Genomic DNA, 23,925 nt, shown 5'->3' on the forward strand with positions numbered 1-23,925 from the left:
CTCTCATAGGCTGATTTCATCAAGGGAGAGGCTGAAACTGGGCACAAACACTTCGATGAAATAATCCATTTCTTCGCTGCGGCGCTCGGTCAGTGTCTTGTCCAGCCGGCTTTTGGCTTGATTGAATTCCGTATTGCCTGCTGAAAGCTCTTCCAGACATTTCAAATAAGCACATAACGCGTCAGCTTGCTTGATAATGCGGGTTTCTTCTTCATCGTGGAGGTGTTCATCCAGAATCGGCCGAAAATCATCCTGTAATTCAGTTGGCAGCATCGCCAATAATTTTTGTTGGGCTATTTTTTCGATTTTCTTATATTCATGGGCAATTTGCGGATTGTAGTACTTAATCGGGGTCGGCAAATCGCCGGTAATGACTTCGCTGGCATCGTGATACATGGCCAATAGGGCGATCCGTTCAGGGTTAACCGTGCCGTTGAATTTACGGTTTTTGATTATCGCCAGGGCGTGTGCGACAAAAGCAACCTGCAAACTGTGCTCTGACACATTTTCTGTCCGCACATTTCGCATCAGCGGCCAACGGCTGATTAATTTCAGGCGGGATAATTGGGCGAAAAAATGACTCATAATTTCCTCCTTTAGCCGAATAACAATGACTATTTAACTTGAAGAATAACGGGAATATTTATTTTTGGACAATTCATTTATGGCAAAAATAGCGGTAAGGCGGTAAGTCAGAAATAAGCAGTTATCCCAGAGAAAGCCCATCCCATTAATTGATGAATATTTTCTGGGACAGGCGTTAAATGAGGATATCAGGGTTATTGGCGATAGTGACCAATAAAGCGGGCGAATTTTTCAATTGCTACTTGTAAGTCAATGACATGCGGCAGTGTCACAATGCGGAAATGGTCAGGGTGTGGCCAGTTAAACGCCGTGCCTTGAACCAGCAAGACTTTTTCCTGTAGCAAGAGATCTAATACCATTTTCTGGTCATCATGAATATTGAAACGTTTGGTGTCTATTTTCGGGAACATATAGAGCGCACCCATGGGTTTCACGCAGGAAATGCCCGGGATCTGGTTGATCAACTCCCATGCACGGTTGCGCTGTTCATAGAGCCTGCCACCGGGGAAAATAAATTCACTGATGCTTTGATAGCCACCTAATGCGGTTTGAATGGCATGCTGCATTGGCACATTGGCACAAAGGCGCATGGATGCCAGCATTTCTAACCCTTCAATATAATCCTTGGCCTGTTTTTTGGGGCCGTTCAGTACCATCCAACCCTGACGGAAACCCGCAACACGGTAGGTTTTGGACAAGCCGTTAAACGTCACGGTAAACAGATCAGGCGCTAATGCTGCGATGGAGTGGTGCTGGGCATCGTCGTACAGGATCTTGTCATAAATCTCATCGGCAAAAATAATCAGATTATGCTGACGGGCGATTTCGACGATTTCCAGCAACAAATCTTTGCTGTAGACCGCGCCGGTTGGGTTATTCGGGTTAATAATCACAATACCACGGGTACGTGGCGTGATTTTACGGCGGATATCGTCTAAATCGGGAAACCAGCCTTGTTGTTCATCACAGAGATAGTGAACGGCATTACCGCTGGAGAGTGAGACTGCCGCTGTCCAAAGCGGGTAGTCCGGCGCAGGAACCAACATTTCATCCCCGGTATTTAACAGGGCCTGCATGGATTGAACGATAAGTTCAGAAACACCATTACCAATAAAGATATCTTCAACGGTAATATCCAGCATATTTCTGGCCTGATAATGCTGCATGATGGCCTTGCGCGCAGAATACAGCCCTTTTGAATCAGAGTACCCTTGGGCGGTTGACAGATTGCGGATAACATCGACTAAAATTTCATCCGGTGCTTCAAACCCGAATGGTGCCGGATTACCAATGTTTAATTTCAGTACCTTATTACCTTCTTCTTCGAGTCGCTTGGCTTCTTTGAGGGTATTCCCCCGAATGTCGTAGCAGACATTATCTAATTTACTGGATTTATTAATGGAAAACATAGGGAGCCTTGACCTCTTGGCGAAAATGGATACTACCCGCATAAAAGTGTGATGATCAATGTACTCTTCTCGATCCGTATTTTGAAGAGACTTTGATATCTTTGGTTAAAACGGTTGTTTTAAGAAGAGATGAATAAGTATGCTCTCTGAATTATCCTCTTTTATTGGTGTTTTATTTTTAATATGCGCGATAAGTTGGAATTAAATTTTGCATAATAGCTTGTTTTTAGTTGACAGGGCAGGCAGGAGATGCCATTTTGGCAGAGGATTTTTAATCCATTTGTTTAGGGAACCTCAATTGTCAATAAAAGTAAGAAGGTTTGTATAATGTATTCTTATAATTTATCTTTATTGAGGTAACGTTAATTTAGGTTTTTATCACAGATACTTCGACAAATTTTTTGAATTTTTACCCATGACATTTTCAGGCTTATTCAATGAAAACGTTAATTCATTAAAAATACTAATATTATTTGGTGATGTTAAGTGTTTCTAATTCAGGTTAGGTTATTCTTTGAAGCAAGTCAGAAAAAGGATATCTGTACTGGAAATTGGTGGTTATGTGATGTAAATAGGGTTTTATCTCTATTTTATTTTGCGATTGCATAAATTTTGTTAAGAAAGGAGAAAATAAAACCCATGATGATCTAAATAGTAAAAAAAAACGCAGTAAACCTTTGCCCTATTTAATAGAGTAGAGTAATGTCACAATCGGTATTATTTTATTTGATACTGCTGAAGTAAAAACACCAGGTTAGTTAGTAATTAAAATCAAAAAAAAGTGATGAATAAACAATGATAAATGCAAATCGTCAGATAATAAACCTCGATCTCGATCTGCTAAGAACTTTTGTTGCCGTTGCTGACTTAAATACTTTTGCAGCAGCAGCCGCAGCTGTTTCTAGAACGCAGTCAGCTGTAAGTCAGCAAATGCAGCGGTTGGAACATCTCGTGGGGAGAGAATTATTTGCTCGCCACGGCCGCAATAAACTTCTGACCGAGCACGGGCTTCAACTTCTTGGTTACGCACGCCAGATCCTTCGTGCCAATGACGATGCAACCGCATCATTAACCTACAATGATGCTGACGGTGAATTGAGAATAGGCGTATCAGATGACGCTGTTGATACACTTCTCCCTTTCTTGCTGAACCGTATTGCCTCTGTCTATCCGCGTGTGGCCGTTGATGTACGCATTAAGCGTGCTCAATTTATCGAAAGCATGTTGGATAACCATGAGATCGACTTAGCATTAACCACAGCAAAAATTAACCACCATCCCAAAACGATCTTACGTTCCTCGCCGGTTTTATGGCACTGTGCACCAGATTTCCAATTACAGACGAACGAACCTGTACCGTTAGTTGTGATGGATGAAACTAACCCTTTCCGCCAGATAGCCTTGGATACGCTGGATATGGCCAACATTTCATGGCGCATTGCGTATGAAGCAGCTTCCTTGTCTGCGGTTCGCGCGGCGGTCAATGCGGAAGTCGGTATTACCGCTCGCCCACTAGAAATGCATAATGCAGATCTGAGAATTTTAGGTGAAATTGAAGGCTTACCACGCCTGCCGGAAATCCAATTCTTTTTATATCGTAATAGTAACGAACAGAATGAATCTGTTCTGACTGTCTTCGATGCAATTGAAAATAAGAAAACACCTTATACCGTAACGGCCGTTGAATCTGATGGATCCGACGAAACGAATGAATCTATTGACACCATTGAACCTGCCAAATCAACTGAAACAGTTGATGCAAATTCCGTTGAAAATATAGACGAATAAGTATTATGTGTTTTATAGGCTAATATTTCCATTTTATTAGTGGAGATATTAGCCTGTTGCTAATTTTCTATTATCTTATTAATCATCTCCCCTGATTTTCATTTCCATTTCTGATATTTCTAATAAGAAATATACCCCACTAAATTTCCTATACCTTTCGAATTTTAGTTAAAATAATGTTGCTTTGTTAACAAATTTCATTTTTCTAACTTGATAAAATAAAACCGCTTTTAGAAATGGCTCACTTATCACACTTTAATCGTTCTTTTTAGAAACAATTCATTAATGGTTGAATAAATTACGTTCAAGTGTTGAATGTTTTTCAATGAAATTGTGCACTTGATCATAAAAATACCCCCGATAACGCAGTGGAAAGACAGGTTTTTCCTGCGATAATGATGTAGTAAAGTCGAGTTATCGGTTAGACTAATGATGTCAGGAAGAGGTTTTTTTATACGACTGACACGTTTTAGCGGTATACTAGCACAATCTGTTAATTAATCGTTTTTGGCTTGTAAATAAATGTGTGAGTGAATTTGCTGTGATGGCAAATTATTGTTGAGAGGAATAAAAACCAAGATGATTCAAGCTATTAAGATGTATTAATTAGTTTTGTTTCAGATTTGGTTGTTATCCCTTCCCATGAATCGATGTGGTGCAACACTGCCGGTAAAAAGAGCAGACACCTTGACACCACTTTTGATGAGTAAGCAACGAGTATGTCTACATCCACTGGAATTTTAGCCCATCACTGGGCATTCGCGGTTTTTCTAATAGGTGCCCTTGGTTTGTGCGCGCTCATGTTATTGGGCGGGTATTTCATGGGCGGCAGGGCAAAAGCCAGGGCGAAACACGTCCCTTATGAATCAGGTATCGATTCTGTCGGCAGTGCGCGCTTGCGTTTGTCGGCCAAGTTTTATCTGGTTGCCATGTTCTTTGTTATCTTCGATGTTGAAGTCCTTTATTTATATGCATGGGCCGTCTCAATCAAAGAGAGCGGTTGGCTAGGCTTTGCCGAGGCAAGTATTTTCATTTTGGTGTTATTGGCAGGTTTGATTTATCTGGCGCGCATTGGGGCGTTGGATTGGACACCCGCGCGTTCAAAACGTCAGGTCAGTAAACCGAGTGCAGACACTTATAGCAATACTGGCACTTATACCAACAACAGTCACATGCAGTAATAGCGAGGCATAAAGATGGATTATACACTCACCCGCATCGATCCGGACGGTGAGAATGACCGTTATCCCCTGCAAAAACAGGAAACTGTCAGCGATCCCTTAGAGCAACACGTTCACCGTAGTGTCTATATGGGAAAATTGGAACATGCCCTGCACGATATGGTGAATTGGGGAAGGAAAAATTCCCTGTGGCCTTATAACTTCGGGCTTTCTTGTTGCTACGTGGAGATGGTGACGTCATTTACCGCCGTTCACGATGTTGCACGCTTTGGTGCAGAAGTCTTGCGGGCCTCTCCCCGTCAGGCTGACTTCATGGTGATTTCCGGAACCTGTTTCGTCAAAATGGCGCCCGTCATTCAACGTCTGTACGACCAAATGCTGGAACCGAAGTGGGTCATTTCAATGGGTGCCTGTGCCAATTCCGGGGGTATGTACGACATTTACTCCGTCGTTCAGGGGGTCGATAAGTTTATCCCTGTCGATGTTTATATTCCTGGCTGTCCTCCCCGTCCAGAAGCCTATATGCAGGCACTGCTGCTGTTGCAGGAGTCCATAGGCAAAGAACGACGCCCACTGTCATGGGTCGTTGGCGATCAGGGGGTTTACCGCGCCAATATGCAATCAGAAAGAGAACGGAAGCGTGGTGAACGTATTGCAGTGAAAAATCTGCGTACACCAGATGAAATTTAAGGCTTTTAGCCATATAGCGTAACCAAGAGCAATGTGTTGCGATCACAAAAACCCTGATCAAGCGTTGTGGTGAAGAATGATGACAGATCAGATAGCGCAAGAAAGCGTCCGGCCTGCTTGGGCAACACGCGATCATCTTGATGATCCTGTTGTGAACGAGCTTAATCGTCAATTTGGCCCGGATGCCTTTACCCTCCAACCGACCCGGACAGGTATACCTGTTGTTTGGGTCAAGCGGAGACAGTTACTGGAAGTAATAACTTTCCTGAAAAAGTTGCCCAAACCTTATGTCATGCTGTTTGACTTGCATGGTGTCGATGAGCGCCAGCGCTCCCATCGGACAGGTTTGCCTGCGGCTGATTTTTCGGTGTTTTATCACCTGATTTCCATTGAGCGTAACCGTGACATCATGCTGAAAGTTGCGCTCGCTGAACAAGACCTGAATATCCCGACTATCACGTCAATTTTCCAGAATGCCAATTGGTATGAACGTGAAACATGGGAAATGTTTGGCATTACCTTTAACGGCCACCCGAATTTGCGCCGTATCTTGATGCCGCCGACATGGGAAGGGCATCCGTTGCGTAAGGAATATTCTGCGCGTGCCACGGAATTCGATCCTTTCATACTGACCAAGCAGAAAGAAGATCTGGAAATGGAAGCCCTGACTTTCAAACCCGAAGAGTGGGGCATGAAGCGCAGTACTGACAATGAAGACTTCATGTTCCTCAACCTCGGGCCAAACCATCCTTCTGCCCACGGCGCATTCCGCATTATCCTGCAACTTGACGGCGAAGAAATCGTCGATTGTGTTCCCGATATTGGCTATCACCATCGTGGTGCCGAAAAGATGGGTGAACGTCAGTCATGGCATAGCTATATCCCTTATACCGATCGCATTGAGTATCTGGGGGGATGTGTGAACGAAATGCCTTATGTGCTGGCGGTTGAGAAACTGGCGGGCATTGAGGTTCCGGATCGGGTGAAAACCATTCGTGTCATGCTGTCCGAACTGTTCCGCATTAATAGCCACCTGCTTTATATCAGTACATTCATCCAAGACGTGGGTGCGATGACCCCGGTTTTCTTTGCCTTTACTGACCGACAGAAAGTCTACGATATCGTTGAGGCGATTACCGGGTTCCGTATGCATCCGGCTTGGTTCCGGATCGGTGGGGTTGCCCATGACTTGCCACGGGGTTGGGACAAACTTCTGCGTGAATTGCTCAACTGGCTACCGAAACGGTTGAATTCTTACGTCAAGGCCGCGCTGAAAAACAGTGTGCTGAAAGGGCGTTCTGTCGGCGTGGCTGCCTACAATGCGAAACAGGCTTTGGACTGGGGAGTTACCGGTGCAGGGCTGCGTGCAACCGGCATTAGCTTTGACGTGCGTAAATGGCGCCCTTATTCCGGCTATGAAAATTTCGATTTTGACGTCCCAACCGGCTACAACGGTGATTGCTATGATCGGGTCATGCTGAAAGTGGAAGAAATCCGCCAGAGCCTGCGCATCCTTGAGCAGTGCCTGAAAAACATGCCGGAAGGGCCATTCAAGGCGGATCACCCGCTGACCACGCCGCCGCCAAGGGAACGGACTTTGCAGCACATCGAAACCATGATTAACCATTTCCTGCAAGTGTCATGGGGGCCGGTCATGCCTGCCAATGAATCGTTCCAGATGATCGAAGCGACGAAAGGTATCAACAGTTATTACCTGACCAGTGATGGTAGCACCATGAGCTACCGTACCCGCATTCGTACACCCAGTTTTGCCCACTTGCAGCAAATTCCATCGGTGATACGCGGCAGTCTGGTTTCTGACCTGATCGTCTATCTGGGCAGTATCGATTTTGTTATGTCTGATGTGGATCGCTAATGATGCAAAGTGAATTTAACGCAAACAAGCAGGCACGCCTTGATGTGGTTAACGTAACGGACGCTCAGGCACCGGATGAGTTTGTATTGAGTGCTGACGAACGTCATGCCATTGAGCAGGAAAAACACCACTACGAAGACCCGCGTGCTGCGTCAATCGAAGCACTGAAAATTGTGCAAAAGCAGCGTGGTTGGGTGCCAGACGGTGCGATTTATGCCATTGCCGGGGTCCTGGGGATCCCGGCCAGTGACGTGGAAGGCGTGGCGACGTTTTACAGCCAGATTTACCGACAACCCGTCGGGCGTCACATTATCCGTTATTGTGACAGTGTTGTATGCCACATCACGGGCTATCAGGGCGTTCAGTCAGCGATAGAGTCGCACCTGAACATTCTTCCGGGGCAAACCACGGCAGATGGGCGCTTTACACTGTTGCCAACCTGTTGCTTGGGTAACTGTGACAAGGGGCCAACCATGATGATTGATGACGACACCCACAGTTACGTGAAACCCGAAGAAATTGAAAAATTACTGGAGCAATATCCATGACAACGCATTCAGGAGTGAAAGAAATTATCCGCACAGCGGAAAATCATCCCCTGACATGGCGGTTGCGGGATGATCAACAACCTGTCTGGCTGGATGAATACCGAAGCCAAAATGGTTACAAAGGTGCCGAAAAAGCCCTGAAGGGCATGGCACCTGATGACATTATCGCGTTGGTAAAAGATGCCGGCTTAAAAGGTCGTGGCGGTGCGGGCTTCTCAACAGGCTTGAAATGGAGCCTGATGCCAAAAGATGAGAGCATGAATATCCGCTACTTGCTGTGCAATGCGGATGAGATGGAGCCGGGCACATACAAAGACCGCTTACTGATGGAGCAACTGCCTCACCTGTTGGTGGAAGGCATGCTGATCAGTGCCTTTGCACTGAAAGCTTATCGGGGCTACATCTTCCTGCGTGGTGAATATGTCGAGGCGGCGGTTCATTTACGTCAAGCCATCGGGGAAGCCAAAGCCGCAGGGTTGCTTGGCAAGAATATTTTGGGCAGTGGTTTTGATTTTGAACTGTTTGTGCATACCGGCGCGGGTCGTTATATCTGTGGTGAAGAAACCGCGTTGATTAACTCCCTTGAAGGGCGCCGGGCAAATCCACGTTCAAAACCGCCATTTCCGGCGACTGCCGGCGTATGGGGCAAACCCACCTGTGTTAACAACGTCGAAACGTTGTGCAACGTGCCTGCCATTCTTGAACATGGGAAAGCGTGGTATATCGGTCTGAGTGAGGGCAAAAGTAAAGATGCCGGCACCAAACTGATGGGCTTTTCTGGCCGGGTCAGGAATCCGGGGGTCTGGGAACTGCCGTTTGGCACAACAGCCCGTGAAATTCTTGAAGATTACGCAGGGGGAATGCGTGATGGCCTGAAATTCAAGGCATGGCAACCCGGCGGGGCAGGAACCGATTTCCTGACCGCAGATCATTTGGATCTGCCGATGGATTTTGAACATATCGCCAAAGCGGGTAGCCGTTTGGGAACCGCACTGGCAATGGCGGTGGATCATGAGATCAATATGGTTTCCCTGACCCGCAATCTTGAAGAATTCTTTGCCCGCGAATCTTGTGGCTGGTGTACACCATGCCGTGACGGCTTGCCGTGGAGTGTCAAAATCCTCCGCGCCATTGAGAGTGGCAAAGGCCAGCAGGGTGACATTGAAACATTGGAACAACTCTGTCGTTTCCTTGGCCCGGGCAAAACGTTCTGCGCTCATGCGCCGGGTGCCGTGGAGCCTTTGCAGAGTGCGATCAAATACTTCCGTGAAGAATTTGAAGCGGGCATTGTCACCAAAGACCACGCCTTCAACGACTATGGCAATACCAGCCTGATTGCGGGCATTCAGCCAAATTTGCTTAAGCAGCGTTGGTAAGGTTGGTTTTCATTTTTGATTAACGCCTGCCACGGCAGGCCATTGGGAAGCATGCTGACTATGGCTACGATACATGTAGACGGCAAAGAATATGATGTAAACGGGGCTGATAACCTGTTACAAGCCTGCCTCTCATTGGGGCTTGATATACCTTATTTTTGCTGGCATCCGGCGCTGGGAAGCGTTGGCGCTTGCCGCCAGTGTGCGGTGAAGCAATATCAAAACGCGGAAGATACGCGCGGTCGCCTGGTGATGTCCTGTATGACACCGGCGTCAGATGGCTCGTATATATCCATTGATGATGATGAAGCTAAACAGTTCCGTGCAAGTGTTGTGGAGTGGTTAATGACCAACCATCCCCACGATTGCCCCGTTTGTGAAGAAGGGGGCAACTGCCACTTGCAGGATATGACGGTAATGACGGGGCATTCATTCCGAAAATACCGTTTTACCAAACGGACTCACAAAAATCAGGAACTGGGGCCATTCATTGCGCATGAAATGAACCGCTGCATCGCCTGTTACCGCTGTGTCCGCTACTACAAAGACTATGCGGATGGCACGGATTTTGGCGTTTATGGCGCCCATGACAACGTCTATTTTGGCCGTCCTGAAAGTGGCACACTGGAAAGTGAATTTTCCGGTAACCTCGTTGAAATTTGCCCAACCGGGGTATTTACCGACAAAACCCATTCTGAACGCTATAACCGTAAGTGGGACATGCAGTTTGCGCCAAGCATCTGCCAGCAGTGCAGTATTGGCTGTAACACCAGTCCCGGTGAACGCTACGGTGAATTGCGCCGGATAGAAAACCGCTACAACGGCACCGTCAACCACTACTTTATGTGTGACCGCGGGCGCTTCGGTTATGGCTACGTCAACCGTGACGATCGGCCCCGCCAGCCGCAACAACTGCGGGGTGATCAATGGATTTCATTGAATGCCGGCCAAGTTATGCAGGGGGGGGCCGATATTTTGCGTCAGGCAAAAAATGCCATTGGTATCGGTTCACCGCGTGCCAGCATTGAAAGTAACTTTGCCTTGCGTGAATTGGTGGGGGCGGAAAATTTCTACAGCGGTATTTCAGCAGAAGAACAACATCGCCTTGATACGATGCTGGAGATTCTCCAGCAAGGCGGGGTGTATACGCCATCCCTGCGTGAAATTGAGGGCTATGATGCGGTATTTGTGTTAGGGGAAGACCTCACTCAAACGGCGGCTCGCATGGCATTATCTGTGCGTCAGGCGGTGAAGGGGAAAGCGCGTGAAATGGCCGCGGCCCAGAAAGTGGCAGACTGGCAAATTGCGGCGGTGATGAATATCGGCCAACACGCCAAGTATCCTCTCTTCTTGACCAGCATCGATGATACCCGATTGGATGATGTTGCCGCATGGAACTACCGTGCGCCCGTTGATGATCAGGCTCGCTTGGGTTTCGCCGTGGCACACGCCCTGAACAGTATTGCGCCTGCCGTTAGTGATCTGCCGGATGAATTGAAATCGAAGGTGGAAATCATTGCCCAGGCATTACGTGAGGCGAAAAAACCCTTGATTATCAGTGGCAGCAATTCAGGCAGTGATGCCTTGATTCAGGCCGCAGCCAATATCGCATGGGCACTGAAAGATAAAGGCTCGGATGTTGGCCTCTCCTATGTTGCCGCGTATGCCAACAGCATCGGGCTGGCGATGATGGAAGCGCAGCCATTGGATGCGGCTTTGCAGCGTATCGCCAAAGGCAATTCAGATACCGCCATCGTGATGGAAAATGATCTCTATCGTCATGCCCCGGCGGATAAAGTTGATCGTGCACTGGACAGCCTGAAAAATCTGATCGTCGTTGATCACCAGCGCACCGCCATCATGGATAAGGCACATTTGATTCTGTCAGCTTCCAGCTTTGCTGAAAGCGATGGTACGTTGGTGAATCAGGAAGGCCGTGCCCAACGCTATTTTCAGGTTTACGAACCTGCATTCTATGACAAATCCATCGTGATGTTAGAAAGCTGGCGCTGGATGCACTCCCTGTATACCACCTATACCCAGTGCCAGACCGACTGGACGCAGCTTGATCATGTGATTGCCGCCTGTGTCAAGGCGATGCCGCAATTCAAAGGCATCGTCAATGCGGCACCGGATGCGACATTCCGTATTCGCGGGCAAAAATTGGCGCGTTCTCCTCATCGTTACAGTGGCCGTACCGCGATGCTGGCGGATGTCAGTGTGCATGAGCAGCGCCAGCCACAGGATATCGATACCGCATTTGCTTTCTCAATGGAAGGGAACAACAGCCCCTATGCACCACGTCAGCAAATCCCCTTTGCATGGGCACCGGGCTGGAACTCACCCCAAGCGTGGAATAAATTTCAGGCCGAAGTCGGTGGCAAGCTGCGTTTCGGCGATCCGGGAATTCGTCTGATTGAAGCGGTTGATGGCGGGTTGAACTATTTTGATGCCATTCCGGCCGCATTCGCTGCGCAAAAAGATCAATGGCATATTGCGCCTTATTTCCACCTGTTCGGCAGTGAAGAGCTGTCGCAGCGTTCTGAGGTGATGCAGGCGCGCATGTCTGAGCCGTATGTGATGATCAATCATAAAGATGCGGAGTATTTGAAGGTGCAAGAAGGTGCCGTGATGGCATTTGAATGTGAGGGGCAGCAACTGCGTTTGGCCGTGCGCTTGAGTGGCAACCTGGCTCAAGGGCAAGTCGGCTTGCCACTGGGAATGCCGGGTATACCGCCGGTTCTGGCGGGTAAATCAGTCCATAACCTGCGGGAGGTGGCATAATGAATTGGTTGACGCCCGAAGTCATTGACATCCTGATTGCTGTCGTGAAAGCCGCTGTCATTCTGTTGGTCGTGGTGATTTGCGGGGCCTTCATGAGTTTTTTTGAACGCCGCATCCTTGGCCTGTTCCAGAACCGTTATGGACCCAATCGGGTAGGTTGGGGCGGTTCATTGCAGCTTGTTGCAGACATGATCAAAATGTTCTTTAAGGAAGACTGGGCACCCCGCTTTTCCGACCGGGCCATTTTCACCTTGGCACCTGTCATTGCCTTCTGCTCAATGCTGCTGGCCTTTGCTATCGTGCCGGTCAGTCCGACATGGATGGCCGCAGACCTGAATATTGGCATCTTGTTCTTTATGATGATGGCGGGACTGGCGGTTTATTCCGTGCTGTTTGCGGGGTGGGCGAGCAACAACAAATATGCCTTGCTGGGCGCGATGCGTGCTTCCGCGCAGACATTGAGTTATGAAGTTTTCCTCGGTCTGTCCATGATGGGGGTTGTCGCCCAGGCCGGCTCCTTTAACATGGCGGATATCGTCAATTCACAGCAACATGTGTGGAATATCATTCCTCAATTCTTTGGCTTCCTGACTTTTGCCATTGCAGGTGTTGCGGTATGTCACCGCCACCCCTTCGACCAACCGGAAGCAGAACAAGAATTGGCCGACGGTTATCACATTGAATATTCCGGGATGAAATTCGGCCTGTTCTTTGTGGGGGAATATATCGCTATCGTGACGGTATCTGCTTTAATCGTCACCCTGTTCTTTGGCGGCTGGAATGGCCCGCTCTTGCCTCCCTTCGTCTGGTTTGCGCTGAAAACGGCATTTTTCATGATGATGTTTATCTTGATCCGCGCCTCTTTGCCGCGTCCCCGTTATGATCAGGTGATGTCGTTTGGCTGGAAAATCTGTCTGCCGTTAACGCTGCTTAATATGCTGGCGACTGCCGCCGTGATTTTATACAACGCTCAATAAGGGGTGATTGAACCATGACATTGAAAGAGTTAGTGGTCGGTTTCGCCACCCAGGTACGCAGTATTTGGATGATAGGGCTTCATGCCTTCCATAAACGCGAAACAAAAATGTATCCGGAAGAGCCGGTTTATCTGCCACCCCGTTACCGTGGGCGCATCGTCCTGACGCGTGATCCTGACGGTGAAGAGCGTTGTGTTGCGTGTAACTTGTGTGCAGCGGTATGCCCGGTGGGATGTATCTCACTGCAAAAGGCCGAGCATAAAGATGGTCGCTGGTATCCTGAATTCTTCCGTGTCAACTTCTCGCGTTGCATTTTCTGCGGCCTGTGTGAAGAAGCGTGCCCAACGACCGCGATTCAATTGACGCCGGATTTTGAACTGGGTGAATTCAAGCGTCAGGATCTGGTGTACGAAAAAGAAGATCTGCTGATTTCCGGGCCGGGTAAATATCCTGACTATAACTTTTACCGTAAGACCGGTATGGCGATTGACGGCAAAGATAAAGGTGAGGCCGACAATGAAGCCAAGCCTATCGACGTTAAAAGCCTGTTGCCATAAGGAGCGATATTCATGGAATTTACATTTTATGTCGCAGGGCTGGTTGCTATTCTCGCCACGCTCAGGGTCATCACCCATACCAATCCGGTACATGCGTTGCTGTATCTGATTATTTCCTTGTTGGCACTGTCCATCGTATTTTTTTCGATGGGTGCCTATTTTGCCGGTGCCTTGGAGATCATCGTTTACGCGGGCGCAATTATGGTGTTGTTCGTCTTCGTCGTGATGATGCTGAATTTGGGCAAATCCGTTGTCGAGCAAGAACGGCAATGGTTACAACCCAGAACTTGGATTGGCCCGTCAACCCTGTCTATCGTGCTGTTGATTGTGCTGGTTTATGCCATCAGTACGCTGTCATCCGCTGAAATCAGCGGTGAAGTGGTCAGCGCCAAAGAAGTGGGCATTAGCTTGTTCGGCCCTTATGTCTTGGCCGTCGAGCTGGCATCTTTGCTGTTGCTGGCCGGATTGGTCGTGGCTTACCACGTCGGCCGTGAAAATCGGCAAGGGGAAGTGATCAGCAATCGAGCGGAGGACCAACAATAATGATAGCGTTACACCATGGACTCATTCTGGCGGCTATTTTGTTTGTATTGGGTTTCACTTGCCTGATTATCCGCCGCAATCTGTTATTCATGCTGATTGGGCTGGAAATCATGATCAATGCCTCAGCGCTGGCGTTTGTCGTTGCCGGCAGCTATTGGCTCCAGCCTGATGGTCAGGTGATGTACATTCTGGCCATTACTCTGGCAGCCGCCGAGGCGAGCATCGGTTTGGCACTGTTACTACAGTTGCACCGTCGTCGCCAAAACCTGAATATTGATACAGTCAGTGAGATGCGCGGATGAACTTACTCTATTTAACAATTCTGTTGCCACTGCTGGGATTTTTGCTATTGGCATTTTCCCGTGGCCGCTGGTCTGAAAATGTGTCAGCCACCATTGGCATTGGCTCGATTGGGCTGGCAGCACTGGTCACATTCTGGGTAGCGATGGATTTTCTTGCCCAGAATGGGGCAGGGGGGCTGGTTTACAGCCAAACATTGTGGAACTGGATGGCGGTGGGTAATTTCAGCATCCCCGTTAATCTGGTGCTGGATGGTCTGTCACTGACGATGCTCAGTGTTGTGACCGGCGTTGGTTTCCTGATCCACATCTACGCTTCTTGGTACATGCGCGGTGAAGAAGGATATTCCCGTTTCTTCGCCTATACCAACCTGTTTATCGCCAGCATGGTGATATTGGTGCTGGCAGATAACATCCTGCTGATGTACCTCGGTTGGGAAGGCGTAGGCCTGTGCAGCTACCTGTTGATCGGTTTCTACTACAAAACCCCGGCTAATGGCGCGGCGGCAATGAAAGCCTTCATTGTGACCCGTGTTGGCGACGTCTTCCTTGCCATTGGCATGTTTATCCTTTACGACCAGCTCGGTACGCTGAGTTTCCGCGAATTGGCAGTATTGGCACCACAACATATTGAAGTCGGTTCTAGTGCCATCACTTGGGCAACCCTGATGATTCTGGGGGGGGCCGTCGGGAAATCAGCCCAGTTACCATTGCAAACCTGGCTGGCGGATGCGATGGCCGGCCCGACACCGGTTTCTGCGCTGATCCACGCCGCGACAATGGTGACCGCAGGGGTTTATCTGATCGCCCGCAGCCATGCCTTGTTCCTGATGGCGCCGGATATTCTGCACTTGGTCGGCATTATTGGTGCGGTCACCTTGTTATTGGCGGGGTTCGCCGCGCTGGTACAGACTGATATCAAACGCGTGTTGGCCTATTCCACCATGAGCCAGATTGGTTACATGTTTCTGGCATTGGGCGTGCAAGCGTGGGATGCCGCCATTTTCCACCTCATGACCCATGCGTTCTTCAAGGCGTTACTGTTCTTGGCTTCTGGTTCAGTGATCCTGGCCTGCCATCATGAACAAAACATCTTCAAAATGGGTGGCCTGAGCAAGCGTATTCCATTTGTTTATCTCTGCTTCCTGATCGGGGGATCGGCATTGTCAGCACTGCCATTACTGACCGCAGGTTTCTACAGTAAAGATGAAATCCTGTGGGGTGCACTGGCAAATGGTCATATGAACCTGATGCTGGCGGGGCTTATCGGGGCATTGATGACATCCCTGTATACCTTCCGCATGATCTTTATCGTGTTCCACGGTGAAGAAAATACCCATGCTCATCCGGTCAAGGGCATTACCCATACCTTGCCACTGTCAATCCTGCTGGTGCTCTCCACCTTTGTGGGTGCACTGATTGTGCCACCATTGGCGGGCGTCTTGCCGGAAAGCCATGCCGGACATGATGGCAAAGTGACACTGGAAATGGTTTCTGGTGTGGTTGCCGTTGTCGGTATTTTACTGGCGGCAGCGTTGTATCTTGGTAAACGCAGTGTGGTCAACGCGACTGCAAACAGTATGCCGGGGCGCTTCTTCTCCACATGGTGGTTCCATGCCTGGGGATTTGATGCGCTGTATGACTGGGTATTTGTGAAACCATTCAAAGGCATCACCCGCTTGCTGCAAAGTGATCCTTTGAACTCACTGATGAACATTCCTGCCATATTGTCACGTTGGGGCAATAAAGGGCTTCGTTGGAGTGAGAACGGACAAGTCCGTTGGTACGCTACCTCTATGGGGTTGGGTGCAGTGCTGGTTTTAGCTCTGCTGCTTTTGGTTTAATTAAGGGACACATTGCGCCATGCTACTACCTTGGCTAATTCTTCTGCCCTTCATCGGAGGCTTGCTATGTTGGCAGGCGGAGCGCTTCGGCACCCGTATGCCGCGTTGGATAGCGCTTCTGGCGATGGGACTGACACTGCTGCTCTCCCTGCACCTGTGGTTGCAGGGGGGCTATACACTCACCAACCCACAGGGCATTCCACAATGGCAATCCGAATTCTTGCTTCAGTGGATCCCACGGTTTGGCATTAGCATTCATCTGGCACTGGATGGTCTGTCCTTGCTGATGGTGGTGCTGACGGCACTGTTGGGTTTGATGGCAATTCTCTGTTCGTGGAATGAAAACCAGCCATACCAAGGGTTCTTCCACCTGAATTTGTTGTGGATACTTGGCGGTGTGATGGGGGTCTTCCTTGCCATCGACCTGTTCTTGTTCTTCTTCTTCTGGGAAGTGATGCTGGTGCCAATGTACTTCCTGATTGCCCTGTGGGGACACAGAGGCTCGGAAGGGAAAACCCGTATCACGGCGGCAACGAAATTCTTCATTTATACCCAAGCCAGCGGTCTGGTGATGTTGATTTCGATTCTGGCGCTGGCCTTCATTTATCATGATGCAACGGGAGAATGGTCATTCAACTATGAAAAATTGTTGAATACACCGATGTCATACACCATCCAATACCTGCTGATGCTGGGCTTTTTCATCGCATTCGCCGTGAAAATGCCGGTTGTTCCCCTGCACGGCTGGTTGCCGGATGCCCATAGTCAGGCACCAACCGCAGGTTCTGTTGACCTTGCGGGGATCTTGCTGAAAACCGCGGCATATGGCCTGCTGCGTTTCAGTTTGCCCCTGTTCCCGCAGGCCTCGGCGGATTTTGCCCCGATTGCCATGTGGTTGGGGGTTATCGGTATTTTCTATGGTGCATGGATGGCATTCAGCCAGACTGACATCAAACGCCTGATTGCCTATACCAGTGTTTCCCATATGGGTTTCGTGCTTATCGCCATTTATACCGGTAGCCAACTGGCTTATCAGGGCGCGGTGATCCAGATGATTGCACACGGTCTGTCAGCCGCTGGCCTGTTCATTCTGTGCGGGCAATTATATGAACGTCTGCACACGCGTGATCTGCGTCAAATGGGCGGTTTGTGGGCAAGAATTCAACTCTTGCCGGCGATCTCCCTGTTTTTTGCAGTCGCAACATTAGGTATGCCAGGAACTGGTAACTTTGTGGGTGAATTTATGATCCTGTTCGGCAGCTTTGGTCAATTTACCCTGATTACTACGGTATCCGTGTTCGGTCTGGTTTTTGCCTCCGTTTATGCACTGTACTTGATGCAGAAAGCTTATTACGGTACGCCAAAAACGGATAAACCATTACAGCGGATGGATGTGCGTGAAATTTCCATTTTGCTGCTGTTGGTCGCCTTATTGGTGATTTTGGGCGTTTACCCGCAGCCAATCCTTGATACCTCAGCCGCAGCAATGAGTAACATCCAGAATTGGTATTCAGCTTCACTTTTAACGACAAGGCCGTAATTCGCCATGACAATAACTTCTGAACAATTGATCGCACTGTTGCCGCTATTGATCGTCGGATTGACGGTGGTGGTTGTGATGCTGTCCATTGCGTGGCGACGCGATCATTTCACTAATGTCACCTTGACGGTCATTGGTTTAAACCTGGCGCTGTTCTCTCTCTATTTTGTCGGACAGCAGGAGCCAATGGATGTCACGCCACTGATCCATGTCGATCGTTTTGCCATGTTCTATACAGCCCTTGTGCTGATAGCGAGCCTTGCAACAACGACATTTGCCTACTCATGGCTGGAAAATTATCCCGATAATAAAGAAGAATTTTATCTGTTGGTGATGATCGCGGCAGTTGGGGGGATCCTGCTCTCTTCTGCCAACCACATGGCATCACTGTTTATCGGGATTGAATTGATCACTTTGCCGCTGTTTGGTTTAGTGGGCTATGCGTATCGCCAGAAACGTTCGCTGGAAGCGGGTATCAAATATATGCTGTTATCCGCGGCTGCCTCTTCATTCCTGCTATTCGGTATTGCACTGCTGTATGCAGAATCCGGTGACTTGTCTTTCGCATCACTGGGCAAGAGTTTGAGCGACAGTAAGCTGCATGAGCCATTGGTGCTGGCGGGTTTGGGAATGATGATTGTGGGACTGGGCTTTAAACTTTCCCTGGTGCCTTTCCAACTGTGGACGCCGGATGTTTATCAAGGCGCGCCGGCACCGGTATCAACCTTTCTGGCAACGGCAAGTAAAGTGGCTATCTTCGCGGTGGTCATGCGCTTATTTATTGAAGCGCCGGTCACCGAAAGCGAAACCTTACGTATTGTGCTGACGGTGATTGCCATTGCCTCTATCCTGTTTGGTAACTTGCTGGCATTGACACAAAGCAATATCAAACGACTGTTGGGTTACTCATCCATTGCCCATTTGGGATATTTGCTGGTGGTATTGGTTGCCATCAAAGATCATACCCTGGCCGAAGAGACGGCGGGTATTTATCTGGTTGGTTATTTGCTTGCCAGCATCGGGGCATTTGGTGTGGTCAGCCTGATGTCCAGCCCATACCGAGGCCCGGATGCGGATTCACTGTTCTCATATCGCGGCCTGTTCTGGCATAAACCGATTCTGTCAGCCGTGATGACTATCATGATGCTGTCACTGGCGGGAATACCATTAACCTTTGGCTTTATTGGTAAATTCTATGTCATCGCGACAGGTGTTGAAGCCAGATTGTGGTGGTTAACGGGTGCCGTTGTTGTCGGTAGTGCCATCGGCCTTTACTACTATCTGCGTGTGATGGTGAGCCTGTACCTGCCGGCACCGAAAACACTGAACCGTGATACACCACGCAATTGGGCATTGACTTCTGGCGGGATTGTTGTGTTGCTCTCGGGGTTGTTGGTGTTGATCCTCGGTGTCTGGCCGCAACCGTTAATTGATATTGTCCAACTGGCAAGCAGCAGTTTGTAACATAATCATTTAAATAGGCTATTTTAAAGACTCAGTCATTATTGGCTGGGTCTTTTTTATTATTATTGTTGTTTATTGACAAGCAATAAATTGACCGAAAAAAGACAACGGAAAATGATGGCGCAAATAATGGATAAAAAATACAGCACTTATTTCATTAATAAAATAGATATAAATTTCCCCACAAATTATTACGCCAGTCTATATATCCCTCAGTAAGTTCAGTTGTTTTTATTTTTATGTTAAGGTTCCCCATGATGTGGACGGCATGAGTGATAAGCACAAACCGTCTTCAGGGAATATAACCCTTTATTTGGGTTGTATGTAATGTGATTAAATCTCTATGAAATATGACTTATTGGAGCAAATACAAGATAGCGTTGTATACTAATTTTAAAGGATAATTATGAGTCAAGATAATACTGGTCAGGTAAAGACTAAAACTTACATTAACCCACCAGTTTTTTTCTTCTCGGCGTTTTTAGTCATTGCACTGGTGACATTCGCTGGTTTGAAACCTCAACTTGCCGATCGATGGTTTAAGGCTTTGCAGCAGGATATTTTTGTTAATGCCAGTTGGTTTTATATCCTCACGGTTGCTTTAATTCTACTTTCAGTCACCTATTTGGGCTTGTCCAGATACGGCAATATAAAACTGGGTCCCGACCATGCTGAACCAGATTTCAGTTATTTTTCTTGGTTTGCCATGCTCTTTTCTGCGGGGATGGGGATCGGGCTTATGTTTTTTGGCGTGGCTGAACCTGTCATGCATTATTTATCCCCTCCGGTAGGAACACCTGAAAGCATTGCTGCTGCTAAACAAGCGATGAAATTAACTTTCTTCCATTGGGGGCTGCACGCTTGGGCAATTTATGCCATTGTCGCTTTGATTCTGGCATTTTTTAGTTATCGGCATGGGTTGCCTTTAACCCTGCGTTCTGCGTTGTATCCGATTATTGGTCATAAAATTTATGGGCCGATTGGCCATGCCGTGGATATATTCGCTGTCATTGGTACGGTATTCGGCGTTGCCACCTCTTTGGGGTATGGCATTCTTCAGGTTAATGCGGGCCTTAACCACCTGTTTGGTTTGCCGATCAATGGAACTGTACAGGTGATATTGATTGTTGTTATTACCGCACTGGCGACCCTTTCCGTTGTTTCCGGCCTGGATAAAGGCATCCGTATTCTGTCTGAATTAAATTTGGGCCTGGCCTTCTTATTGTTGGTTCTGGTTGTGGTTTTAGGGCCAACCGTGCTCTTGCTGAAATCTTTTGTGGAAAACACCGGCGGCTACCTTTCGGAAATTGTTAGCAAAACCTTTAACCTTTATGCTTACGAACCCAAATCCAGTCATTGGCTGGGGGGATGGACATTGCTGTATTGGGGCTGGTGGTTATCATGGTCCCCATTTGTCGGCATGTTTATCGCCAGGGTTTCCCGTGGCCGGACAATTAGAGAGTTTGTGGCGGGCGTTTTGTTTGTACCGAGTGGTTTTACCCTAATGTGGATGACTGCATTCGGTAATAGCGCCATTGACATGATTTCCAATAACAAGGCGGAAGAACTGGCGCACGTAGTGCAGTCGGATGTCTCTCTGGCGTTATTTAACTTCCTGGAACATTTTCCATTTCCTGGCGTTCTTTCATTTATTGCGATGATAATGGTCATCATGTTTTTTGTCACCTCAGCGGATTCAGGTGCAATGGTGGTTGATACACTGGCATCCGGTGGAGCCAGCCATACCCCGGTTTGGCAACGGATCTTCTGGGCAGGGCTGACGGGCGTGGTTGCCATATCATTATTGATTGCCGGAGGTTTGTCAGCCTTGCAGACAGTCACGATTGCCAGTGCGCTTCCTTTCTCTATCGTCCTGCTGATAGCTATTTATGGCTTGTTTAAGGCGTTGCGGGTTGATGCCTACAAGAAAGACAGCCAGCAAATGACGACGATCGCGCCTCCTGCCAGCCGCAATCCGATCCCGTGGCAGCGGAGATTGCGGAATATTATCTATTATCCCAAGCGTTCGCAGGTGAAGCGTTTTATGCACGAAATCATCCAACCGGCAATGGAAATGGTGGCTGACGAACTGGAGAAACAAAATAAAACGGTTGTGAACAATGATGAGATGAATGACCGCATTCATCTGGAAGTGGATTTTGGTGACAACTTAAACTTTGTCTACCAAGTTCGCTTAAGGGGTTATATACAGCCGACATTTGCCCTTGCCGGTTTGGAAGATGACGATAAAAATGAGGAGCAAAAATATTATCGTGCAGAAGTTTATCTCAAAGAGGGTGGGCAGGATTATGATCTGATGGGCTGGACTCAAGAACAGATCATCCACGATATTTTGGATCAATACGAAAAGCACATTCACTTTTTGCATTTGGTTCGTTAATCATGCGTTTGTGAATAAATCGCCCATCCCCAGACTGACAATTTGGGGATGGGTTGTTTGTCAGTTACTTTTTACGATCCACCAACTACGATCCGCCAACTACGATCCGTCAACCCCATTCCGATGATCATCGCCACGACAAAGGCCAACCCTTTTGCATGGCCTGCCCCCAGCAGGACTAAGCCTGGCCCTGGGCAAATGCCGGCAATGCCCCATCCTAGTCCAAAAAGTGCGGCACCTCCCATCAAACGCCAGTCAATTTGACGTTGGTCAGGCAATATCATCGGTGTGCCGCAAAGTGCGTACTGGCGACGATTAGCCAACATGAAACCGATCAGGCCGACAAGAATAGCCCCCATCATCACGAATGCCAAAGACGGGTCCCACGGACGAGCCAGATCCAAAAAACCTAAAACTTTGGCCGGGTTTGCCATGCCACTGATAATCAAACCCAAACCAAAAATGACACCAGACAGAAGAGAAAGTATCACGATCATTTTTTTTCACCCTATTAACGATCAGTCACTCAACATGGTTGCAGTGACAAATCCCACGGCCATAAAGATCAGTGTGGCGACTAATGAACGCAAGGAGAGGCGGGAAAGTCCACATACGCCATGCCCGCTGGTACAGCCGGAACCTAGCCGTGTTCCGATTCCCACTAAAAGCCCCGCGATAATAATGGCAGGCCAAGATGCTGTAACGATGATTTCCGGTAATGGATACAGTAGGTTATAGAGCACAGGAGCAATCATGATGCCTGCCAGAAATGCGACCCGCCATGAGCGATCATTTGTTTTACGTTGCAATAATCCACCGAGAATACCGCTGATACCGGCAATCCGGCCGCAAAATAACACCAGTGCTATTGTGGCCAGACCAATCAATATCCCTCCACCAAAGCTCATTCCCGGTGTGAACTGGGCAAAATTAATGTTCATCCTAATCTCCTGTTATTTCCGGCTTCGGGCAATACAAGGTATAAAGAGTATGAAGCAGTGTCAGAATGCGTTCGTCTTCAATACGGTAGAAAATTTGTTTCCCTTCCCGACGCGTCTGCACCAGATTTAACCGCCGCATGACACCTAATTGCTGTGACAGCGTTGGCTGATGGATGCCCACGGCGTCTTCAAGCTGTCCGACAGAAGCCTCTCCCTGACTCAGTTGGCACATCAACAGTAAACGGTCATCATTGGCAAGCGCCCGTAACACATCTGCTGCTCCTTCAGCAGCTTCCCGCATTGTTTGCTGCGAAATTGTTTGCCGCAAAATCGCTTGCTGCACAGGGTTATTCGTCTTCATCACCATATTCTCACCTTGATAATTTACTTTTTTATATAATATAAATTTATAAACTAAATGCAAGCTGGTTGGGGGATTTTTGTCCTCAAGATACGGATACAGCTTTAAGATGAAGATGACGTTGGAAATGTGAATTCTATCGGCTTAAATAAAGCCAAAAACGACCTTTAAACAAAGTGTCAGGATTGAATAAATTTATGTACTGTTAATCAATATTAAAACAGCAAAGGGAAAAAAGAAAAAGAGTATGGAAAGCTATAAAAATTACACGATGGATAAAGCTGATTTGATATTACATCCTGTTATTGGTGGGGAATTGATATTACTGAATTATGTTGGGTTTGCACAAGAAAGTCGATTTCAGTTTTTGAGAAAAATAGAAGCCAGGAATGGAATGAATGATACTGAAATATTAAAATTTATCAATTTCAAACAATACCTTTCTAACGATGTTTTTATTATTAACGAAGATTCTTATATCAAAGATAAAGTCTATTTAATGGACGCGAACCATATTGATGATTTTGTTGGGGATTATTTTGAATTGAACGCCAGTGGATTTTTTGGTGGTGATACATTTTTTATCTCTCCTTTAAATAAGGCGTTGATTGAGTTTCAACATAACGGTTATGTATTTCTGCATCAATTGCCAATCGTATTAAATGACTATGGCAAGTCGAAAATGTTAACTCAATCAATAAACTACATTTGATTTTTTATTTGTCTTAAACGGTTATTGTTGTGGGAAATTTACGTTATAA

21 protein-coding genes are annotated in these 23,925 nt (G+C 47.7%); 16 read left to right on the plus strand and 5 right to left on the minus strand.

Going from position 1 to position 23,925, the window contains the following annotated elements:
* Positions 1–3: 3 nt before the first annotated feature.
* Together yfbR and PSI17_RS02240 are read right to left on the minus strand one after the other, a co-directional pair.
* Positions 4–585, minus strand: coding sequence for a 5'-deoxynucleotidase (gene yfbR / locus PSI17_RS02235; RefSeq protein WP_273550396.1), 582 nt, complete (start codon positions 583–585; stop codon positions 4–6).
* 194 nt (positions 586–779) lie between these two features.
* Positions 780–1,994 (minus strand): pyridoxal phosphate-dependent aminotransferase, encoded by a 1,215-nt coding sequence (locus tag PSI17_RS02240; protein WP_273550397.1) that lies wholly within the window; start codon positions 1,992–1,994, stop codon positions 780–782.
* Between the two features lie 795 nt (positions 1,995–2,789).
* On the opposite strand from PSI17_RS02240, the gene hexA reads away from it, so the two are divergent.
* From hexA to betT, 15 genes are all read left to right on the plus strand, one after another.
* On the plus strand, positions 2,790–3,782 hold the full coding sequence (hexA, locus tag PSI17_RS02245) for a transcriptional regulator HexA (RefSeq protein ID WP_273550398.1): 993 nt from the start codon (positions 2,790–2,792) through the stop codon (positions 3,780–3,782).
* Positions 3,783–4,501: 719 nt separating this feature from the next.
* Positions 4,502–4,963 (plus strand): NADH-quinone oxidoreductase subunit A, encoded by a 462-nt coding sequence (locus tag PSI17_RS02250; RefSeq protein WP_273550399.1) that lies wholly within the window; start codon positions 4,502–4,504, stop codon positions 4,961–4,963.
* A 15-nt stretch (positions 4,964–4,978) separates the two neighbouring features.
* Positions 4,979–5,653, plus strand: a complete 675-nt coding sequence (locus tag PSI17_RS02255) for a NuoB/complex I 20 kDa subunit family protein (protein ID WP_273550400.1) — start codon at positions 4,979–4,981, stop codon at positions 5,651–5,653.
* 76 nt (positions 5,654–5,729) lie between these two features.
* Positions 5,730–7,529 (plus strand): NADH-quinone oxidoreductase subunit C/D, encoded by a 1,800-nt coding sequence (gene nuoC / locus PSI17_RS02260; RefSeq protein WP_273550401.1) that lies wholly within the window; start codon positions 5,730–5,732, stop codon positions 7,527–7,529.
* A gap of 2 nt (positions 7,530–7,531) precedes the next feature.
* Positions 7,532–8,077 (plus strand): NADH-quinone oxidoreductase subunit NuoE, encoded by a 546-nt coding sequence (gene nuoE, locus PSI17_RS02265; protein ID WP_273550444.1) that lies wholly within the window; start codon positions 7,532–7,534, stop codon positions 8,075–8,077.
* On the plus strand, positions 8,074–9,453 hold the full coding sequence (gene nuoF / locus PSI17_RS02270) for an NADH-quinone oxidoreductase subunit NuoF (protein WP_273550402.1): 1,380 nt from the start codon (positions 8,074–8,076) through the stop codon (positions 9,451–9,453). The genes nuoE and nuoF overlap by 4 nt, the downstream gene beginning before the upstream one ends.
* A gap of 60 nt (positions 9,454–9,513) precedes the next feature.
* On the plus strand, positions 9,514–12,237 hold the full coding sequence (gene nuoG / locus PSI17_RS02275) for an NADH-quinone oxidoreductase subunit NuoG (protein ID WP_273550403.1): 2,724 nt from the start codon (positions 9,514–9,516) through the stop codon (positions 12,235–12,237).
* On the plus strand, positions 12,237–13,214 hold the full coding sequence (nuoH, locus tag PSI17_RS02280; protein ID WP_273550404.1) for an NADH-quinone oxidoreductase subunit NuoH: 978 nt from the start codon (positions 12,237–12,239) through the stop codon (positions 13,212–13,214). Before nuoG ends, nuoH begins: the two co-directional genes overlap by 1 nt.
* Positions 13,215–13,228: 14 nt before the next feature.
* On the plus strand, positions 13,229–13,771 hold the full coding sequence (gene nuoI, locus PSI17_RS02285; RefSeq protein ID WP_045958195.1) for an NADH-quinone oxidoreductase subunit NuoI: 543 nt from the start codon (positions 13,229–13,231) through the stop codon (positions 13,769–13,771).
* A 12-nt stretch (positions 13,772–13,783) separates the two neighbouring features.
* Positions 13,784–14,314 (plus strand): NADH-quinone oxidoreductase subunit J, encoded by a 531-nt coding sequence (gene nuoJ, locus PSI17_RS02290; protein WP_273550405.1) that lies wholly within the window; start codon positions 13,784–13,786, stop codon positions 14,312–14,314.
* Positions 14,314–14,616, plus strand: coding sequence for an NADH-quinone oxidoreductase subunit NuoK (gene nuoK / locus PSI17_RS02295; RefSeq protein ID WP_273550406.1), 303 nt, complete (start codon positions 14,314–14,316; stop codon positions 14,614–14,616). The genes nuoJ and nuoK overlap by 1 nt, the downstream gene beginning before the upstream one ends.
* Entirely contained in the window at positions 14,613–16,457 is a 1,845-nt protein-coding gene (gene nuoL / locus PSI17_RS02300; RefSeq protein WP_273550407.1) for an NADH-quinone oxidoreductase subunit L, read from the plus strand. The genes nuoK and nuoL overlap by 4 nt, the downstream gene beginning before the upstream one ends.
* 19 nt (positions 16,458–16,476) lie before the next feature.
* Entirely contained in the window at positions 16,477–17,997 is a 1,521-nt protein-coding gene (gene nuoM / locus PSI17_RS02305; protein WP_273550408.1) for an NADH-quinone oxidoreductase subunit M, read from the plus strand.
* Between the two features lie 6 nt (positions 17,998–18,003).
* Positions 18,004–19,461, plus strand: a complete 1,458-nt coding sequence (nuoN, locus tag PSI17_RS02310) for an NADH-quinone oxidoreductase subunit NuoN (RefSeq protein ID WP_273550409.1) — start codon at positions 18,004–18,006, stop codon at positions 19,459–19,461.
* 406 nt (positions 19,462–19,867) lie between these two features.
* On the plus strand, positions 19,868–21,862 hold the full coding sequence (gene betT, locus PSI17_RS02315) for a choline BCCT transporter BetT (protein WP_273550410.1): 1,995 nt from the start codon (positions 19,868–19,870) through the stop codon (positions 21,860–21,862).
* 71 nt (positions 21,863–21,933) lie between these two features.
* On the opposite strand, the gene PSI17_RS02320 is transcribed toward betT, so the two are convergent.
* The 3 genes from PSI17_RS02320 to PSI17_RS02330 are packed head-to-tail and all read right to left on the minus strand — an operon-like array spanning position 21,934 to position 23,164.
* Positions 21,934–22,359, minus strand: coding sequence for a DUF6691 family protein (locus tag PSI17_RS02320; RefSeq protein WP_273550411.1), 426 nt, complete (start codon positions 22,357–22,359; stop codon positions 21,934–21,936).
* Between the two features lie 21 nt (positions 22,360–22,380).
* Positions 22,381–22,803: a YeeE/YedE family protein gene (locus tag PSI17_RS02325; RefSeq protein ID WP_273550412.1), complete on the minus strand. Its 423-nt coding sequence runs from the start codon at positions 22,801–22,803 to the stop codon at positions 22,381–22,383.
* A 1-nt stretch (position 22,804) separates the two neighbouring features.
* Positions 22,805–23,164, minus strand: a complete 360-nt coding sequence (locus tag PSI17_RS02330; protein WP_273550413.1) for an ArsR/SmtB family transcription factor — start codon at positions 23,162–23,164, stop codon at positions 22,805–22,807.
* Between the two features lie 247 nt (positions 23,165–23,411).
* Between PSI17_RS02330 and PSI17_RS02335 the strand changes: the two genes are divergently transcribed.
* Complete coding sequence (locus tag PSI17_RS02335; RefSeq protein WP_273550414.1) at positions 23,412–23,876, plus strand: hypothetical protein; 465 nt, start codon at positions 23,412–23,414, stop codon at positions 23,874–23,876.
* The last annotated feature ends 49 nt before the right edge of the window (positions 23,877–23,925 follow it).

The sequence above is a fragment of the Xenorhabdus sp. IM139775 genome, from assembly GCF_028598745.1.
GTDB lineage: Bacteria > Pseudomonadota > Gammaproteobacteria > Enterobacterales > Enterobacteriaceae > Xenorhabdus.

Excerpts from the sequence above, each read along its gene's own strand:
- yfbR (WP_273550396.1), bottom strand. The coding sequence starts at position 585 with ATGAGTCATTTTTTCGCCCAATTATCCCGCCTGAAATTAATCAGCCGT.
- PSI17_RS02240 (WP_273550397.1), bottom strand. The coding sequence starts at position 1,994 with ATGTTTTCCATTAATAAATCCAGTAAATTAGATAATGTCTGCTACGAC.
- hexA (WP_273550398.1), top strand. The coding sequence starts at position 2,790 with ATGATAAATGCAAATCGTCAGATAATAAACCTCGATCTCGATCTGCTA.
- PSI17_RS02250 (WP_273550399.1), top strand. The coding sequence starts at position 4,502 with ATGTCTACATCCACTGGAATTTTAGCCCATCACTGGGCATTCGCGGTT.
- PSI17_RS02255 (WP_273550400.1), top strand. The coding sequence starts at position 4,979 with ATGGATTATACACTCACCCGCATCGATCCGGACGGTGAGAATGACCGT.
- nuoC (WP_273550401.1), top strand. The coding sequence starts at position 5,730 with ATGATGACAGATCAGATAGCGCAAGAAAGCGTCCGGCCTGCTTGGGCA.
- nuoE (WP_273550444.1), top strand. The coding sequence starts at position 7,532 with ATGCAAAGTGAATTTAACGCAAACAAGCAGGCACGCCTTGATGTGGTT.
- nuoF (WP_273550402.1), top strand. The coding sequence starts at position 8,074 with ATGACAACGCATTCAGGAGTGAAAGAAATTATCCGCACAGCGGAAAAT.
- nuoG (WP_273550403.1), top strand. The coding sequence starts at position 9,514 with ATGGCTACGATACATGTAGACGGCAAAGAATATGATGTAAACGGGGCT.
- nuoH (WP_273550404.1), top strand. The coding sequence starts at position 12,237 with ATGAATTGGTTGACGCCCGAAGTCATTGACATCCTGATTGCTGTCGTG.
- nuoI (WP_045958195.1), top strand. The coding sequence starts at position 13,229 with ATGACATTGAAAGAGTTAGTGGTCGGTTTCGCCACCCAGGTACGCAGT.
- nuoJ (WP_273550405.1), top strand. The coding sequence starts at position 13,784 with ATGGAATTTACATTTTATGTCGCAGGGCTGGTTGCTATTCTCGCCACG.
- nuoK (WP_273550406.1), top strand. The coding sequence starts at position 14,314 with ATGATAGCGTTACACCATGGACTCATTCTGGCGGCTATTTTGTTTGTA.
- nuoL (WP_273550407.1), top strand. The coding sequence starts at position 14,613 with ATGAACTTACTCTATTTAACAATTCTGTTGCCACTGCTGGGATTTTTG.
- nuoM (WP_273550408.1), top strand. The coding sequence starts at position 16,477 with ATGCTACTACCTTGGCTAATTCTTCTGCCCTTCATCGGAGGCTTGCTA.
- nuoN (WP_273550409.1), top strand. The coding sequence starts at position 18,004 with ATGACAATAACTTCTGAACAATTGATCGCACTGTTGCCGCTATTGATC.
- betT (WP_273550410.1), top strand. The coding sequence starts at position 19,868 with ATGAGTCAAGATAATACTGGTCAGGTAAAGACTAAAACTTACATTAAC.
- PSI17_RS02320 (WP_273550411.1), bottom strand. The coding sequence starts at position 22,359 with ATGATCGTGATACTTTCTCTTCTGTCTGGTGTCATTTTTGGTTTGGGT.
- PSI17_RS02325 (WP_273550412.1), bottom strand. The coding sequence starts at position 22,803 with ATGAACATTAATTTTGCCCAGTTCACACCGGGAATGAGCTTTGGTGGA.
- PSI17_RS02330 (WP_273550413.1), bottom strand. The coding sequence starts at position 23,164 with ATGAAGACGAATAACCCTGTGCAGCAAGCGATTTTGCGGCAAACAATT.
- PSI17_RS02335 (WP_273550414.1), top strand. The coding sequence starts at position 23,412 with ATGGAAAGCTATAAAAATTACACGATGGATAAAGCTGATTTGATATTA.